Here is a 14,935-nt window from a genome sequence, read left to right as displayed (position 1 = left end):
CCGTCAGCGCGACGGGTTGAGGTCGATGACCTTGCCCCAGTGCTTCACCTGGTCGGAGAAGTCGGTGGTGAAGGTCTTGCCCGTGATGGTGACGTTGCCGTCCTTGTCCATGGTCAGCGTCGAAGCGCCGACGACGATCCGGAACACCTCGCCGACCTTGACCAGCATCTCCTGGCCGACCTCGATCACGTACTGCTCGCCGACCGTGTGGGTGTGGGCCTTGCCGACGTTCTCCCGCATCGTCTGCCCGACATTGACGACCTTGCTGACGCCGACCTGCTCGGTCGAGGCGATGCCGGTGGTGGAGTTCTGGAAGCGCGTGACCATCGTGTTCATCACGCCGCCCAGGCCGCCCATCATCCCGCCGACCTGGCCGGCGAGCGCCGTGCCCGCCGCCGCCATGCCGGCCCCACCGGCGGTCCGCATGCTGCGCACGCTCGCGTCGTTGATCCCGGCCCGGGTTCCGTCGATGCCCGCGCCGATCAGCCCGCCGATGCCGCCGCCGCCCACCAGCCCGCCGAACCCCGCCGCCAGCGCCCCGAGGGCAGAGGCCGCGGGATCGCCCGCGGCATCGCCGCCGCCCGTCCCGGCCGGCCCCGCGAGCGCCCCCGCATCGACCGGCGCCGCCCCGCCGTTCCCGGAGGCCGCGCCCATCGCGTCCATCGCGACGCCCATCGCCTGGCCCAGCAGCCCCGCCGTCTGCCCCGACATCGCCGACACCGCCGCGGCCAGGGCCGCGCTCGCCGCGCCCCCCACCGCCCCCACGGTGAGCGAGCGCGAGCCCCCGATCGCCTGGTTCTGGTTGTGCCCCACCTCGAACGAGTGGTTCGCCCCCACGCTGCCGACCTGGTTGGCGTCCACCCGCGCCGTCACAGGGATGCACGAAGGCGTCAATGTGGGTCGATCCCCGCGGTGCAGAGGAGTCTTGATGACGTCCACGCCCTCGGAGAAGCCCTCAGGTCGATCCCGACGACGTTGATCTCACGGGGTCGATCCCCGCGGATGCGGGGGAGCCTGCCGGAGCACGTCTTCGCGGCTCGGGAGGTTGGGTCGATCCCCGCGGATGCGGGGGAGCCCTTCTACCAGCGCCAACATCGCCTTCAAGATCGGGTCGATCCCCGCGGATGCGGGGGAGCCATGATGCAGACCTTCGACACCGAGGAGGTCTACGGTCGATCCCCGCGGATGCGGGGGAGCCGTTGTGGAAGGGCCGATCATTCTCGCCAACCAGGGTCGATCCCCGCGGATGCGAGGGAGCCGTGCAGAACCGCATGACCGGGTTGGCCGGCATGGGTCGATCCCCGCGGATGCGGGGGAGCCGCGGCCCAGCCCGGGGAGGCGCCGGCCTCGCGGGGTCGATCCCCGCGGATGCGGGGGAGCCAGGCCGCCGCTGCCGACGCTCATCTGGCAGTAGGGTCGATCCCCGCGGATGCGGGGGAGCCACGGTGCCGCTCTCCCCCTACATCCTCGGCCTGGGTCGATCCCCGCGGATGCGGGGGAGCCACTTCGTTGAGTGCCGCCCGAGCCGAGGAATAGGGTCGATCCCCGCGGATGCGGGGGAGCCCCGGACCCTCGCCTCCGACGGCGTCGCGCGGGTGGTCGATCCCCGCGGATGCGGGGGAGCCTACGACCGGGTCGCCGCAGAGCAGAAGGTCGAGGGTCGATCCCCGCGGATGCGGGGGAGCCGGCATTGCGAGCGGCGGCAGATGGACTGCACGGGGTCGATCCCCGCGGATGCGGGGGAGCCACGCCGATCAAGGCGAGCCTCGACCTGTCGCGGGGTCGATCCCCGCGGATGCGGGGGAGCCTCTACCAGTCAATATACTGACATCATTCACTTATCAAAGAGCTCGTCTCCTGGGCCAGGGTCGTCTCCTGGGCCAGGGGCGGTATCCCCGCTCCGCGGCCCAGCGGACGGCGGGTGAGAAGGACGCCCTCATGGGCGATCACCTCCTTGGGCGGCGAGCCGAGCGTGCGAACGCCGAGCGCGCCTGCCGCAGACGTGTCCGCCCAGGTCATCACGATGCTGCCACGGCCGAGCTGGCCGTACCAGTCCGACAGCACGGTCCAGACACGATCGCGCACGCCCGCGCTCATGCGCGGGTAGGCGTAGACACCGGGGGCCAGCTCCAGCATGGCGGATCCCAGGAAGCCCCGGTAGCGATCCTCGACATCGCGGGTGACGACCACGCAGAGCGGCATGCCCCTCTCCTCGTCGCGTTCACGTCGGCTCGGCGTCGGTCGTCGAACCGACCTCTGCCTGGGGGGCGTCGTCCCGCTCCCGAGGCACCAGGACGGACTTGATCGCGTCGATCAGACCCGGGATGACCTCGCGTCGGCGAAACAGCTCGGCTGCCCTGCGGCGGACCAGCCGGTCGATGCTCTCCGGACGCTTGGTCGCCTCCTTGGCAGCCCCGAAAGCGATGTCGAGGACGACGTCGTGGCGCCGCACGTCGGCGATGTCGAGGACGAAGCTCTGTCCGGAGTCTTCGTGGATGAAGCCGAGTTGGGGGATCGTGCCGGTGGCAGCAACGGCGATGGCGGCGGCGGCCTGCACCGTCACAGCCGCGTGGTTGAGGGCCTGGTTGGGCAGGTCCGCGCTGTCGGGGTTCGCTCGATCGTAGCGGCGTCCGCGCCAGGGCACGCCGAATCGCTCGGCGGCCAGCTCGTAGGCCCGCTTGATGCGCCCGCCCTCCATGCCGCGCAGGACCGCGATGTCGCGGGTTCGCACGATCTCGCCGAAGCGCAGGGCGTACATCCGCCGCGCCACCTCCATGCGCGTGGCCTTCACCGCCCAGAGCTCGACCTAGCGCCGAGCCAGGGCGGAGGTGTCCGGCAGGAGCGGCGGCGCCGTGTCGAGCCGTACGCCCCCCTCACCGATGGCGCACAGGGCGCAGCCGTGGCGGGCGAGGAGTCGAAGGGCATCGTGGGTCACCGAGGAGCCCGGGCCGAGCAGCACGGCCGAGACCGACTGATGCGGGATCTGATCGTCGCCCGGTGCGAGGGTCGCGCCGCCCTCCGGCCCGGCTCGAGTGACGAACCGCAGGCAGCCGTCCTCCACCTCCAGGCGACCGCGGTCGAGCCGGAGGAGGCCGTGCCGGTCGCCATGGGGGACGCGGGCCGTGTCGAGGCCGAGGCGGCCGAGGAGCATGGCGCTATCGTCCCGCCGGCCGCAGCAGCAGCATACCGAAACCGAACGCGCCGTGCCGCCCCACCCCGCGTCCCAGCAGGGCGATAAAGGCCGCCGGATCGGCGATCGTCAGCACCCCGTCCACCACGGTCTCCGGCCCGGCGAACCCCGGCCGGCGGCGGGACGCGGCATCCGGCGGGATGGATCGCACGGTGCGGATGCGCCGATGCGCCACCAGGCGGAAGGCGGAGAGACGCGCCGCCGAGCTCATGCGCCGTTCCAGCCAGGCTTGGTAGACCGGTTCGCGGTCCAGGGGATCGTTCGCCTCGCTCCCGCCCGCCAGATCGCGTTGCTCGAGCGCCGCCAGGAAGGCGTCCCGCTCGTGGCCGCCCTGGCGGTCCGCCGCCGACCGGGCAGCGGCGGCACGCGGACCGTAGCGCACCACCGGCCGCATCCGCAGGGTAAAGCCGTAAGCGGCCCCCTCGGCAAAGGAGCGTGGCATCGCCTTTGTCTCGAACGGATGTGGAAAAATCGCCGCCAACGCGCTCTCGGCGTCGTCGTCCGCGCGCCAGTCCGCCTCCCAGTCCGGAGGGCGTTCGGGGCGCGCATCCGCACGGGGATCGGCCGCTCGCAGGGCGTCCTTGTCGTGGCTATAGCCGAGCAGCATGTCCGGTCCGCCGTCGCGGCCTGGCATCAGGCGCCAGGGCTGAGGGGCCGCCGCCCCGAAGCGCCGCCGCAGGGCGAGATGCAGCGCGTAGCCGAGATCGTCGTCGAGGACACCCTGATGCGCCGCGAAGATCCGCAACGCCGCGGGCGCCACGGCGGTGCGCACGAGGTGCAAGAGCGGACCGCTCACGGGGTTTCTCCGTGGGTGCGGGCCGGAAGGCACAGCCGGCCCTCGATCACCCCGCGCGAGCCGCCATGCACGCCTACCACCCAGTCGCGCTCGTCGCACATGTCCAGGCGGCGCTCACGCTCCCCCGGCGCTCGATCGGCCTGCCCCAGGTCGGCCGGCCATTGGGCGCGCACCCGACGCTCGGAGCGGGGCCAACCGTCGGGCGTCTGCCGGAGGCGGGAGGGATGGAGGCGAAAGCGCTCCGTGCCTGCCGCGCACGCAGCGAGGGCAAGATCGAGGGCGGTGCGGATGTCGTTCGATGCGATGCGCCCGGCCACGAGCGGCCGCGACGGCAGGCAGGGCTTTCGCCCGATGAAGAGCGGCCGCTCCGGCCGGTCGAGGGCGCCCTCGATCTCCGCCAGGGTCGGCCTTTCCTCGGGCGGATCGAGGTGGAAGACGACCAGCACCAGCGCATCGGCATCGGCATCGCGGTAGCGGATATGGGGCGAGTCGTAGGTCGCCGCCCCGCCGCTGCGGCCCTCGACCCGGCCTCGCGTGGTCCAGCCCCGGTCGCCGGCGCCGAGGCGGGCGGTCTGGAAGTCGCGCACCCGCCGGCCCTCCGCCACCCGGGCGGAGCCCAGGACGAGGCGGGCTTGCAGCCGGTCGAGCAGGGCACCGTCGGCCCGGTCGTAGCCCAGCGCGTTGGCGAGGAGCCCGGTGACCGTCGAGCGGCCGGGGAAGTCGCGCACGACCCCGTAGGCGTCGATGATGTCGCCGCCGAAGGCGCAGAGCGGCGCGTCGAGGAGGAGGACGAGGTGCTCCGGCACGGCCGCTACCCCGCGATCAGCGCCCGGCGCACCATCGCGCCGGCACGGGTGGCGAGATCCGGCAGGGTCAGCGCGTCGATGCCGGGCAGCCGCGCCGCGCCGCGGGCCGCCTGCATCCGGGTCTCGTGCGGGCCGAACATCCCGTCGAGCCCCTCGATCTCCCGCTCGATCGCCCGGGCGGTCTCGCGGGCCAGGGTCGCGCCGGCCTCCAGCGCCTGGCGGTTCCGGGGCGGCTGGACGGGATCGCGGAAGGCGTTGGCCAGGGTGCGCGGCTGGCGTTCGCCGGCCTCGACCAGCACGAGGTCGGCATAGGCGTAGGGCGCCGTCGAGCCCCGCTTGGCCCCGGGGCTGACGGTGGCGACGAGGTGGACCAGGTTCTCGACCACGCGGGCCGCGAGGTCGCGCGCCTCCGGGTCGAGGCCGGCCCAGGCCTTGCGCGGGCAGCCGGTCAGGTTCGAGACCAGGAGCGGCACGTCGACGACGACGTATCCATAATAGAGGCCCGAGGTCAGCTCGGTATCGAAGACGCCGGCCGCACCCGCATCCTCGCGCTCGGCGAGGTCGTCGACCACGGTGAAATAGTCGAGCTCGGGCTGCTCGTCATGGACGGTGAAGGCGTGGGCGACGTGGATGGCGGCGTCGGTGTTGGCACGGACGTCGGAGGTCACCATGCGGCCGAACAGGGCGCTCTCGAGACCCGGGGCGAGGTGGTTCTGCTCGCGCAGCTGCTTGAGGTTCGCCTTCCCGTCGCCGTCCTTGAAGAAGGCCTGTGCGGCGGCCTCCGCGGCCTTGGCGTCCTCCGCCTCCCCGGCGATGCGGGCGGCGTTCTCGGCGAGATAGGCGAGTTCGGGGCGGCCGAGCAGCAGCGCCTGGCGGGACTTCTTGTCGCCGGCCTTGCCGCCGTAGACCTTCTCCACGAAGACCTTCTCGATGGCGTCCACCACCGCCTTGTCGGCCCGGCCGCGCAGCGGATCCGTCACCGCCTGTTCGATCGCGACCTTGGAGCGCTCGGCCTCGAGGCCGACCTCCTCGGCGAGCCGGTGCAGGCCGCGGGCGTCCTCGGTCATGCGCCAGTGGCGCTTCAGGCATTGCGAGGAGATCCGCGTGCGGGTGGCGCCGCCGAAGGGCAGGCGCTTGGCGAGCCCCGCATCGTCGCGGTTGAGGAGCACGCCCGGATAGGAGGCCAGGAAGTGGATCTGGATGAAGCGGGGAGTGGTCACGCTCGAGCGTCCTCGTCGATCTGGTCGGTATCGCGGTCGTTGCCGGCTTCCGCAGCGTAGTAGGCGCGGGCGAGCGCGAGGCGGGCCTCGTCGGCCCGGGTCTCGTCCAAGCCTTCGCTCAGGATCAGGTGCGCGAGGGGCGTGAGGTCGAGGGGGATTGAACCGGCGGCGGCCAGGAACCGGCCGAGGCGGGCGACCTGGGCGACGAGCGCGGGCCCCCGGGCCGTGGTGAGCCGCATCAGTCGCGTCTCCGACACGCCGGCGGCGTGGATCCTGCGTCCGGCCTCGCGCTCGCGGTGCCGCGGGCCCGTCATCTGTCCGTCGGCCCCGCGCTCCCGCACCGGCGCGTGGACCTCACGCGCCGCGGTGCCGGCCAGGGTCGCGACCAGGTGGCAGATCAGCGCCCAGCGGCGAAAGCCCTCGTCGGAGGCGAAGGCGCGCCGGTTCACGCCGGCCGCGATCAGGAGCGGGATCACCGCATCGACGCCGCGGCCGGGGGCCGCCGGATCCAGGCGCCGCAGCGTCGCCCGGGTCCCGGTCGGCAGACCCGGCATCCGGCCGGAGATCGACCGCAGCTGCGCGGAGAGCGAGGGCGCCCGCCGTGCCGTCCGCTCGCCCGCCTCGGTCATCGGTTCGGCCTCACCCGGCATCCTTCACCTCCGCCACGAACGCGCCGGCCCGGCGCTCGAACAGGTCCGAGGCCTGGGCTCGGGCCCGGATGCGCCGCATCTCGGTGCGCGGCGCCGCCTCGGCGGCCTCCGCGAGGACCGCGCGGGCGAGGCCCGCGAGCCGCCCCCGCCAGGGCATCCGATGCGGCCCGTCCCGCTCCGCCACCTCGTTCCAGAATGCGTCGTCGAAGAAACCCACCTCGACGCGGCCGTCATAGGCCGCCTGCCAGGACGCGGCCTTGCGCTGGGCCGCCTCGTCGTCGAGCCGCACGCCGTCGCGTCCGCCGCGGATCAGCGCCAGGAGGGCGTGGCGCAGGATGCGCCCCAGTTCCCCGGCCTCGTCGGCGCGCTCCTGCGCGACCTTGCCGGTGCGGTCGAGGATCGCGTCGCCACGCTGTTTCAGCAGGGCACCGACGAAGCCCGGTACCGGCAGGTGACGCTCGTGGAAGCCCTCGGTCTTGCCCTGGCCGCGGACCACGGCGCTGATCGTGATCGCGAGGCCGGTGCCCGGCATGCCCGGGGTCGGGGTGGCGAGCACCGGCCGCACGATGATGTCGGTGTTCATCAGCCGGGCAATCTGCCGGTAGCCGAACCCGGCTCCGGTCGGCGTGTAGGCCTTCTCGCCGTCCTTCAGCACCGGCGCCCACGGATCCCCGGTCCGCCCGGTGAGCGCCTTCGCCTCGATCCGGGCCGCCTTCGAGCCGGCGGTGCGAGCGATGAGGCGATCGCCCTCCCGCACCAGCCGCACGCGCCGGCACACCTCGACGTAGAGCGGATCGAGCCCCGCGAAGCCCAGCGAGGCCTGCCCGTCCCACGGAGCGAGCCAGACGAGGCCCAACCCGTCGCGGGCGGCGAGCGCCGGCTGCCTCTTCAGGATCTCGTCGCGCCCTCCGGCCAGGAGCTGGCCGACATCGTGCCGGAAGGCGGCGCCGGGACTGCCCTGCGGGCGCAGCCCGACGGTCGTGCGGCTGCCGAATCCGCCGTTCATCCGGCTGATGCCGAAATTGCCGGCCCCCATGAAGCCCTCCTGGGTCTGGAGGCTGACCAGGGCGAAGAGCCAGTGGTCGTCCGCGGCGTCCCGCATCCGCTCGGCCTTCAGGTCGTGGTTCTTGGCCGTGACCAGCATATCGAGGCCGTCGGGCGCCTCGATCCGCCCCCGGTACTCCGCGGCGTTCGCAGGTCGGACCACCGGCGGCTGGAGCAGGGCCGGCTTGCTCCAATCCTCGACCACGAGGTCCCAGGCCTCGCCATCCGGCCAGTCCGGAGTGAGGGCGAGGAGCAGCCGGCGCCACGCCTCCCCGGTCTCCGGCAGCGTCGCCGCGCCGGCACGATGCAAGGCCATCGCCGCGACCTGGACCAGGAAGGCGTGCCAGGCTTGGCGCTGGTGCGGGCGCAAGGCCGGGAAGGCGGCGACGGCGTCGGCGCTCAGGGCGGCCAGGATGTCGAACAGGTCGCCTGTTCTCGGCTGGCTCGATCGATCGCGATAGCGGATCGGCATGTGAGATCCCCGCGGATGCGGGGGAACGACCCGCATGATGGCGGCAGCCACCATCTGACGCGGTCGATCCTCTCCGGGAGAGGGAGCGGTTCGGGGCAGGATGTCCTGCCCCGATGTGGCTACAGGCGCGAGACGGGGGCGCCAGAGGAGGATTTACTTAATGCGATCGAGTAATCGCACGCATGCTCGGTGACGTATGTCTCGCGCGACATCGATATGATGCGCCCGTTATCGGCACGAAGGTGCCATCGCCATCCTCGCCCTCCAGCGACCATGAACTTCTCGTACCTCATCGGCGACATCCTGTGCGCGATCGACTTGACGAAAGGCGCAGAAGATCTGCAATTGTCGTGTCAGACGACACCCGACTCTGCGGTCCCAAGCCGCCTTCGTTCGGAACAAGGACCGGAGGCGGTGGAACGTCTCCGGTCCTTACCTCATCGCAAATATTTATACTTGAGGTGAGATAGGGGTCAAGTGGCCCCCGAACCGTTCGACGGCGCGGCGCCTGCGGCAGCACCATCTGACGGTTTGACGAGTTCCGGCTCATTCCACCCGCAGCCCCAGCCGATCGTAGCGAAACCCGACCGCGCCGAGCGTGAACCTCACGCCCTCGGCACCCGCCTTCTCCCGGACCGCGACGGTCGCGTCGTCGGGGATCGGCCCGGCCTTCGTCAGCATCCATCCCGGGATGCGCAGCTGCGTGACCACTGCCCCGAACGGGCCGACGACCGGCACCTCCGGCCGGATCAGCCGGTCGTCGGCGCCGAGCCGGGTGCGTACCGTTTCGTCCTCGGGAAACGACAGGTCCGTGAAGGGAGCCGCCATGTCGAGCCGATGGTGAGCGGCCAGGGCCATGTCGGCGACACGGCCGCCCTCCTGGCGGGTCGCATGGTCGAGCCAGGCGCCGCCCTTCTGCGCCGCGACCGCGTCGAGCGCCTCCGGATGGGTCGTCAGCTCGACGAGCCGGCGGCAATCGCACGGGACGATGATCCGGGCGCGCTCCTCCAGCAGGCGCCACGTCGCCTCGATCACCGCCAGCCGGGGATAGATCCCGCGTCCCTCCTTGGACGGCCCCAGCCCGTGCCGGGCGCGCTCGAGCAGGGGCGAGAGATCGCGCGCCTCCGGGACCAGCACGATGGCCCGCGGCGTCTCGAAGCCGGCCGGCCGGTCGCGCCGGTGCCGATGCAGGCGGCCGAAGCGCTGGAGCAGCACATCCATCGGCGCGAGATCGGTGATCAGGAGATCCGCATCCAGGTCCAGGCTCATCTCGAGCGTCGTCGTCCCGACCGCGACGATCGGCCGGCGCTCGCGGCCGCGACGCTCCCCGGGGGCCTGATCGTCGTCCACCTTGCCGAAGACCGCCTCGATCTCCGTGTCGAGGAGACGCCGATCCTCGGCGGCGAAGCGGCCGTGATGCAGGGTCGCGACGTCCCCGACCCGGAACAGCAGGTTGCCGGCGTCCTCGGCTTCGAGTGCCTGCTGCACCGCCACCGCGTCGGCGACGGTGTTGCGGACGACGAGCACCGAAGCGCCCGCGCGGGCGGCGGCGAGGGCCCGGACGGCGATCTCCCGCGGGTGGGCGATCAGTGGCACGGTCCCGACCACGATCTCCTTGCGCCGGCCTCCGGTCTTGACCTCCGCCGGAGCCGCCTCGGCGCCCGAGAGCGCCGGATAGGGCGTCTCGAGGGCGAGCGCGAGACTCGGCGCCTCCTGGCCGAGGAGGGCCGTGCGCGCCGCGCTGCCGAGGGTGGCCGAGAGCAGCATCACCCGGCCGCCGGCCGCAACGTGGTTCCCGATGACGGTCTTCAGGATTTCGGTCTGGAACGTGTCCGACGCATGGACCTCGTCCACCACGAGCAGCGCCCGCGACAGGGCGGCGGCGCGCAGGTGAGCGTGCTTGACCTGCAGGCCCGCCATCAGCGCCTGATCGATGGTACCGACGGCGATGCGGGCGGCGAGATAGCGCTTGGGCGCCTCCGCCGCCCACCGTGCGTCGTTATCGTCCTCGTCGGGCCACAGCACCGTGAAGGGTGCGAGCCGCTGCCCGTCCTCGTCGCCGGCGCGCAGGTAGCCCGGCACCGCGAGCACCGCACGGGGGGCATCGGCGCCGAGGATGCGGGCGAGGTGGCGGTTGATCCGCCCGTGCAGCTGCGTGGCGGCGGTGCGGGTTGGTACCGCGAAGTACAGCGCGTCGACCTCGCCGCGGGCGATCAGCGCCAGCGCCCGCCACAGGGCCGCCTCGGTCTTGCCCGAACCGGTTTCGGCCTCGAGGGCCGCGATGGCGCCGAGCGATGCGGCGGCGGCCTTCTCCTGGGCCTCGTAGGGTGGAAATCCGAAGGCCGCTGCAAAGGAGTCGGGCGCTGCGCGTGACAACGGGCGGAGGCCCCGCACGGTGACGCCCAGAGCCGCTTGCCGCACCGCAAACTGCGATCGCGAGAGCCCGGGCGGCGTCGCGAGGGGAAAGTGCGCCGTGTCCGAACCGAGCCAGTCGGCCAAGGTCGTCAGGCCGGCGAGCAATGCCACGAAACGCGCGGCATCGGGCAGGGGCGGGCCCTCCAGGAAGGCGAGCGGAAAGCGCAGGCGGGCGGCGGAGAGGAGCCGTGCCAATTCGGCGAGCGGATCGTAGCCGTCGATCGGACGCCACCAGCCGGCATCACACCGTGCCTCTCTGGTGCTGGATCCGCTCATGGCACCTGGCGTGCTGAAACTCGTGAGCGGACGGCCGTGATGAGCCATGACGGCCGTGAGATGTTCGGCCGCCCCCCAAGCCGCGATACGATCGCTCAGCTCCCGCACCACGGCTTGGTCACGGAGCGGTACGCTGTGGTGAAACAGGGCGCCGACGACCTCGGTGTGACCGATGCGCGGCATCTTGGGAAACTGGCGCCGCCAGAAGCCGCTATTGGCTTTGCCGAGATCGTGTAGAAAGGCGAGCGTGCACAATCGCTCGATGTCTTGATCAGACAACGCACGTCCGGCGAGTCTCTCGATCCTGCTTCGGTAGGCGGTCTGCGTCAGCACGGCGTACAGGACGGCGGCGACATCCTCGCCGTGATCGATCAGAGCGAGCGTCGTACCGAACTCGTCACGCTTGGCCCAGGCGTGAATTTCAGTCAACGATCCCTCCCGATCACTTCAATTTGAAATGATGATATTCGTGATAAACCATAAGATGCGAGGGATATTTCTGTAACGCGATCGGTTGTTCACGGCGTCCCCCCCGGGTCGCGCTCTACTCGCCGCCCGCGGCGGCTCCCCGGACCCGCTGCGCGGTTTCGGCCTGTCAGGTTGCGGTCGCCGACGCACCGTGCGGCGATCTACGGCCGAGGTCACTTGGTCTGGTTTCGCCATGAGCGCGACAAGCATACGCTCGTCGGCGGTGACCACCCCTCGGCCTATGACGAGCGAGACCGAGACCCGGGCTCGTCGGATGCCGAGCACATCCACGACTGGCGCCGGCAACTCTCGTTCACGCCGGGACGACGAGCCGGAAACGATGACGAATTCTTGACGCCAAATCTCGATCTTACTTCCGATACGCCGTCGATCGATCGCGTTCCCGAGGCACGGCTTACGAACTCTACGAGTATCCGGCACGGGCGCTGACCCGCGAGGCCGGCGAGCGCGCCACGCGACTGCGCATCCAGGCGACCGAGACCGGCTTCGACCGCGTCGAGGGCCGCTCCAGCGTGCGAACCCTGGCGGCGGGCGGGCGCTTCACCCAATACGCTCGCTGCCCGCGGGGAGAGGGGAGGTCCGCGCCCTTTCCTTCCCCCGAGCAGCCCCGCCCCAGCGCCTCTCCTCACGCCGCCGCGCCGCGGGCTCCGTCGGCGGCGAGCACGCCGCGGCGGATCTGGTCTTCCTCGATCGATTCGAACAAGGCCTTGAAGTTGCCCTCGCCGAAGCCGTCGTCGCCTTTTCGCTGGATGAACTCGAAGAAGATCGGCCCGATGGCGTTGGCCGAGAAGAGCTGGAGCAGGATCTTGGTCGTCCCGCCCTCGACCACGCCTTCGCCGTCGATCAGGATGCCGTTGCGCTCCATCCGCTCCAGGGGCTCGCCGTGGCCGGGCAGGCGACGGTCGACGCGGCGGTAATAGACCGAGGGCGGCGCGGGCATGAAGGCGACGCCGCGCTCGCGCAACGCCTCGATCGTCGCGTAGATGTCGCGGCAGCCGCAGGCGATGTGCTGGATGCCCTCGCCGTGATAGGCGTGCAGGTATTCCTCGATCTGGCTCTTCTCGTCGGCCGATTCGTTGATCGGGATGCGAATCTTGCCGTCCGGCGAAGTCAGGGCCTTCGAGAACAAGCCGGTCTGCTTGCCGGCGATGTCGAAGTAGCGGATCTGCCGGAAGTTGAAGATTGTTTCGTAGAACCCGGCCCAGACGCCCATCCGGCCGCGATGCACGTTGTGGGTCAGGTGATCGAGGTAGAAGAGGCCCAGGCCCACGGGCTTGGGGTCGCGCGCATCGAGCCAATCGAACTCGGCCTCGTAGGGCGAGCCCTTCTGCCCGTAGGTGTCGACGAAGTAGAGCAGCGAGCCGCCGATGCCCTTGATCGCCGGCACGTCGAGGGTCTTGCTCCCCTCCGCCGGGTCGGCCGGCTCGGCGCCGAGCGCGACCGCCCGCGCGAAGGCGGCCTTCGCGTCGACGACGCGGAACGCCATCGACGGGGCGCAGGGGCCGTGGGCGGCGACGAAACGGTGGCCGTGGCTGCCGGGCTCCTCGTTGACGAGGTAGTTCACGTCGCCCTGGCGATAGACGGTGATCGCCTTGGTGCGGTGGCGCGCCACCGCGGCAAAGCCCATGGCGCGGAACAGGTCGTGCAGGGCTTGCGGCTCGGGATGAGCGTATTCCACGAACTCGAACCCGTCCGTGCCCATCGGGTTGGCGGCGGTGACGTAGGCGGCCGGGGCGTCGTGCGGATAGGGGCCCATGGGGTTGCGTCCTCTTGCGTTCGTGGTCCCCATCACAGCATGGACGGCCCGCGCGGGGCGTGCGAAATCCCGGCGCCGACCCGGGTTCCACGCACGGATCGTGCATGGAGATGCCCAGCGATGACCGATCCGCTCACTCTCGACGGGTTCGACCTGAAGATCCTCGCGGCACTCCAGCAGGACGGGCGGCTCGGCAACCAGGAGCTCGCCGAGCGGGTCCACCTCTCGGCCAGCCAGTGCTCGCGCCGGCGCCTGCGGCTGGAGGAGCGCGGCGTGGTGCGGGGCTACCGGGCCGAGCTCGCTCCGGAGCCGCTGGGCCTCGCCGTCACGGTCTTCACCAAGGTGGCGCTTGCCACCCACAACCGCGACAATGCCCGCCGCTTCGCCGAGCTGGTCCGTGGGCTCGACTGCGTGCTGGAGGCCCATGTGATGACCGGCGACAGCGACTACCTGCTCAAGCTGATCGTGCCCGACCTGAAGGCCCTCTCGGCGGTGATCAACGACGTGCTGCTCCCGCACGAGAGCGTGTCGCACGTCCATTCCGCCGTGGTGCTCGACACGCTGAAGGCGGCGGCTCCCCTGCCGCTGCCGCGCGGGGCGGCCGCCGGCTGACGCCCGCCTCCGGGTCCGATCGCGGCCCGGCTCCGTCCATGCCGCGACGATCCCCGACGAATCGACGATGCAACCTCCGCCGTTGATGAACGCTTGATGGATCCAGGCCACACTGGGAACCGGGACAGGCCCGGCAGAGGTCAGGCGCCATGATGTGGGACGGCATCGCACTCTTTTCCGGCGCGCCCGTGCGGCGCTCAGCGGACGGCGTGCTGGGTGCCGCGGGTGTTCCTCCCCTGCGCGAGCCGGAGCGGCCCCGGCGGGCCAAGGTCGGCCTGGCGCTCGGCGGCGGGGCCGCCCGGGGCTGGTCCCATATCGGGGCGATCGAGGTGCTGCAGGAGGCGGGCATCCCCATCGACGTGGTGGCGGGCTGCTCGATCGGGGCGGCGGTGGGTGCCTGCCACGCCGCCGGCAAGCTCGGCGAATTGCGCGACTTCGCCCTCACCCTGACCAAGCGCCGGGTGATGGGCCTGCTCGACTTCCACATCAGCGGGTCGGGGCTGATCGCCGGCGAGCGCCTGCGGCGGCTCCTCGAGCGCGATCTCGGCAGCACCCGCATCGAGGATCTCTCGCTCACCTTCGCGGCGGTGGCGACGGAACTCGGCACCGGCCACGAGATCTGGCTCACCCGCGGCGGTCTCGTCGAGGCGGTGCGGGCCTCCTACGCGTTGCCGGGCATCTTCGATCCGGTGAAGATCGCCGGGCGCTGGCTGATGGACGGCGCGCTGGTCAATCCGGTGCCCGTCACCGCCGCCCGCGCGCTCGGCGCCGACGTGGTGCTCTGCGTGAACCTCAACGGCGACATGCGGGTGCGCGGCACGGTGATCCAGTCGCACGGGGCGGAAGGGGCGGATGCCGTGATGGAGGCGGCCGCCGAGGCCGCCGGCGCGCCGGCCGAGGAGGCGCGGCGCTGGCCGCTGATCGGTGGGCGGCGGGCCAAGCCGAAGCCCCGGCCGGAGGCCGGGGCGCCGAGCGGCATCGCCAGCGTGATGGTCGACGCCTTCAACATCACGCAGGACCGGATCTCGCGCTCGCGGCTCGCCGGCGACCCGCCCGACGTGATGATCAACCCGAAGCTCGCCCAGATGGGCCTGTTTGAGTTCCACCGCGCCGAGGAGTGCATCGAGCTCGGCCGTCAGGCCACCCGGCGGATGCTGCCGGAGATTCACGAGATGATCGCGGCCGCCGTCACGCCGGCGTGAGGCGGCC

At 71.7% G+C, this 14,935-nt stretch carries 15 protein-coding genes, 1 pseudogene and 1 CRISPR repeat array; of the genes and pseudogenes, 4 read left to right on the top strand and 12 right to left on the bottom strand.

The genetic code is table 11. The features are described from left to right. Positions 1-3: 3 nt before the first annotated feature. The 11 genes from miv_RS08200 to cas3 all read right to left on the bottom strand — a co-directional run bounded on the left by miv_RS08200 (position 4) and on the right by cas3 (position 11,298). Entirely contained in the window at positions 4-861 is an 858-nt protein-coding gene (locus tag miv_RS08200; protein ID WP_207182221.1) for a hypothetical protein, read from the bottom strand. A gap of 125 nt (positions 862-986) precedes the next feature. Beyond that, positions 987-1,808: direct repeats of the CRISPR family, unit length 29 nt; unit sequence GGGTCGATCCCCGCGGATGCGGGGGAGCC. A gap of 22 nt (positions 1,809-1,830) precedes the next feature. Then, on the bottom strand, positions 1,831-2,202 hold the full coding sequence (gene cas2e / locus miv_RS08195; RefSeq protein WP_048428683.1) for a type I-E CRISPR-associated endoribonuclease Cas2e: 372 nt from the start codon (positions 2,200-2,202) through the stop codon (positions 1,831-1,833). 19 nt (positions 2,203-2,221) lie between these two features. Then, positions 2,222-2,791, bottom strand: a complete 570-nt coding sequence (locus miv_RS08190; RefSeq protein ID WP_207182219.1) for a CRISPR-associated endonuclease Cas1 — start codon at positions 2,789-2,791, stop codon at positions 2,222-2,224. A 15-nt stretch (positions 2,792-2,806) separates the two neighbouring features. After that, positions 2,807-3,151, bottom strand: a complete 345-nt coding sequence (locus tag miv_RS08185) for a CRISPR-associated endonuclease Cas1 (protein WP_207182217.1) — start codon at positions 3,149-3,151, stop codon at positions 2,807-2,809. 4 nt (positions 3,152-3,155) lie between these two features. Further along, positions 3,156-3,986, bottom strand: coding sequence for a type I-E CRISPR-associated protein Cas6/Cse3/CasE (locus miv_RS08180; protein ID WP_207182215.1), 831 nt, complete (start codon positions 3,984-3,986; stop codon positions 3,156-3,158). After that, entirely contained in the window at positions 3,983-4,792 is an 810-nt protein-coding gene (cas5e, locus tag miv_RS08175) for a type I-E CRISPR-associated protein Cas5/CasD (protein WP_207182213.1), read from the bottom strand. Before cas5e ends, miv_RS08180 begins: the two co-directional genes overlap by 4 nt. A gap of 5 nt (positions 4,793-4,797) precedes the next feature. After that, positions 4,798-6,012, bottom strand: coding sequence for a type I-E CRISPR-associated protein Cas7/Cse4/CasC (cas7e, locus tag miv_RS08170; RefSeq protein ID WP_207182212.1), 1,215 nt, complete (start codon positions 6,010-6,012; stop codon positions 4,798-4,800). Further along, positions 6,009-6,662, bottom strand: coding sequence for a type I-E CRISPR-associated protein Cse2/CasB (locus tag miv_RS08165; RefSeq protein WP_207182211.1), 654 nt, complete (start codon positions 6,660-6,662; stop codon positions 6,009-6,011). The genes cas7e and miv_RS08165 overlap by 4 nt, the downstream gene beginning before the upstream one ends. Next, complete coding sequence (locus tag miv_RS08160; protein WP_207182210.1) at positions 6,652-8,178, bottom strand: hypothetical protein; 1,527 nt, start codon at positions 8,176-8,178, stop codon at positions 6,652-6,654. The genes miv_RS08165 and miv_RS08160 overlap by 11 nt, the downstream gene beginning before the upstream one ends. Positions 8,179-8,297: 119 nt before the next feature. Further along, positions 8,298-8,390, bottom strand: a complete 93-nt coding sequence (locus tag miv_RS33225; RefSeq protein ID WP_244496404.1) for a hypothetical protein — start codon at positions 8,388-8,390, stop codon at positions 8,298-8,300. A gap of 334 nt (positions 8,391-8,724) precedes the next feature. Beyond that, positions 8,725-11,298: a CRISPR-associated helicase Cas3' gene (cas3, locus tag miv_RS08150; RefSeq protein ID WP_207182209.1), complete on the bottom strand. Its 2,574-nt coding sequence runs from the start codon at positions 11,296-11,298 to the stop codon at positions 8,725-8,727. A gap of 171 nt (positions 11,299-11,469) precedes the next feature. On the opposite strand from cas3, the gene miv_RS33900 reads away from it, so the two are divergent. Together miv_RS33900 and miv_RS33895 are read left to right on the top strand one after the other, a co-directional pair. Beyond that, entirely contained in the window at positions 11,470-11,787 is a 318-nt protein-coding gene (locus tag miv_RS33900; protein ID WP_420890935.1) for a contractile injection system protein, VgrG/Pvc8 family, read from the top strand. Next, positions 11,784-11,843, top strand: a pseudogene (locus miv_RS33895) (hypothetical protein); the annotation flags it as partial. The gene miv_RS33900 and the pseudogene miv_RS33895, both read left to right, overlap by 4 nt. Positions 11,844-11,983: 140 nt before the next feature. Here miv_RS33895 and hppD read toward each other — a convergent pair. Beyond that, positions 11,984-13,114 carry a 4-hydroxyphenylpyruvate dioxygenase gene (gene hppD / locus miv_RS08135; RefSeq protein ID WP_207182208.1) on the bottom strand — a complete coding sequence of 377 codons (1,131 nt, stop codon included), beginning with the start codon at positions 13,112-13,114 and terminating at the stop codon, positions 11,984-11,986. Positions 13,115-13,234: 120 nt separating this feature from the next. Here hppD and miv_RS08130 point away from each other — a divergent pair, with 120 nt between their 5' ends. Together miv_RS08130 and miv_RS08125 are read left to right on the top strand one after the other, a co-directional pair. Continuing rightward, complete coding sequence (locus miv_RS08130; RefSeq protein WP_207182207.1) at positions 13,235-13,726, top strand: Lrp/AsnC family transcriptional regulator; 492 nt, start codon at positions 13,235-13,237, stop codon at positions 13,724-13,726. A 149-nt stretch (positions 13,727-13,875) separates the two neighbouring features. Continuing rightward, entirely contained in the window at positions 13,876-14,928 is a 1,053-nt protein-coding gene (locus tag miv_RS08125) for a patatin-like phospholipase family protein (RefSeq protein WP_207182205.1), read from the top strand. Positions 14,929-14,935: the final 7 nt, after the last annotated feature.

The organism is Methylobacterium indicum, from assembly GCF_017347565.1.
Lineage (GTDB): Bacteria > Pseudomonadota > Alphaproteobacteria > Rhizobiales > Beijerinckiaceae > Methylobacterium > Methylobacterium indicum.
This window is presented reverse-complemented; position numbering and strand designations above follow the sequence as displayed.

What these genes read in the sequence shown, in the direction of transcription:
- miv_RS08165 (WP_207182211.1), bottom strand. Translation starts at nt 6,662, where the DNA reads ATGCCGGGTGAGGCCGAACCGATGACCGAGGCGGGCGAGCGGACGGCA.
- miv_RS08130 (WP_207182207.1), top strand. Translation starts at nt 13,235, where the DNA reads ATGACCGATCCGCTCACTCTCGACGGGTTCGACCTGAAGATCCTCGCG.
- cas2e (WP_048428683.1), bottom strand. Translation starts at nt 2,202, where the DNA reads ATGCCGCTCTGCGTGGTCGTCACCCGCGATGTCGAGGATCGCTACCGG.
- miv_RS08160 (WP_207182210.1), bottom strand. Translation starts at nt 8,178, where the DNA reads ATGCCGATCCGCTATCGCGATCGATCGAGCCAGCCGAGAACAGGCGAC.
- miv_RS08125 (WP_207182205.1), top strand. Translation starts at nt 13,876, where the DNA reads ATGATGTGGGACGGCATCGCACTCTTTTCCGGCGCGCCCGTGCGGCGC.
- miv_RS08185 (WP_207182217.1), bottom strand. Translation starts at nt 3,151, where the DNA reads ATGCTCCTCGGCCGCCTCGGCCTCGACACGGCCCGCGTCCCCCATGGC.
- hppD (WP_207182208.1), bottom strand. Translation starts at nt 13,114, where the DNA reads ATGGGCCCCTATCCGCACGACGCCCCGGCCGCCTACGTCACCGCCGCC.
- miv_RS33225 (WP_244496404.1), bottom strand. Translation starts at nt 8,390, where the DNA reads ATGTCGCGCGAGACATACGTCACCGAGCATGCGTGCGATTACTCGATC.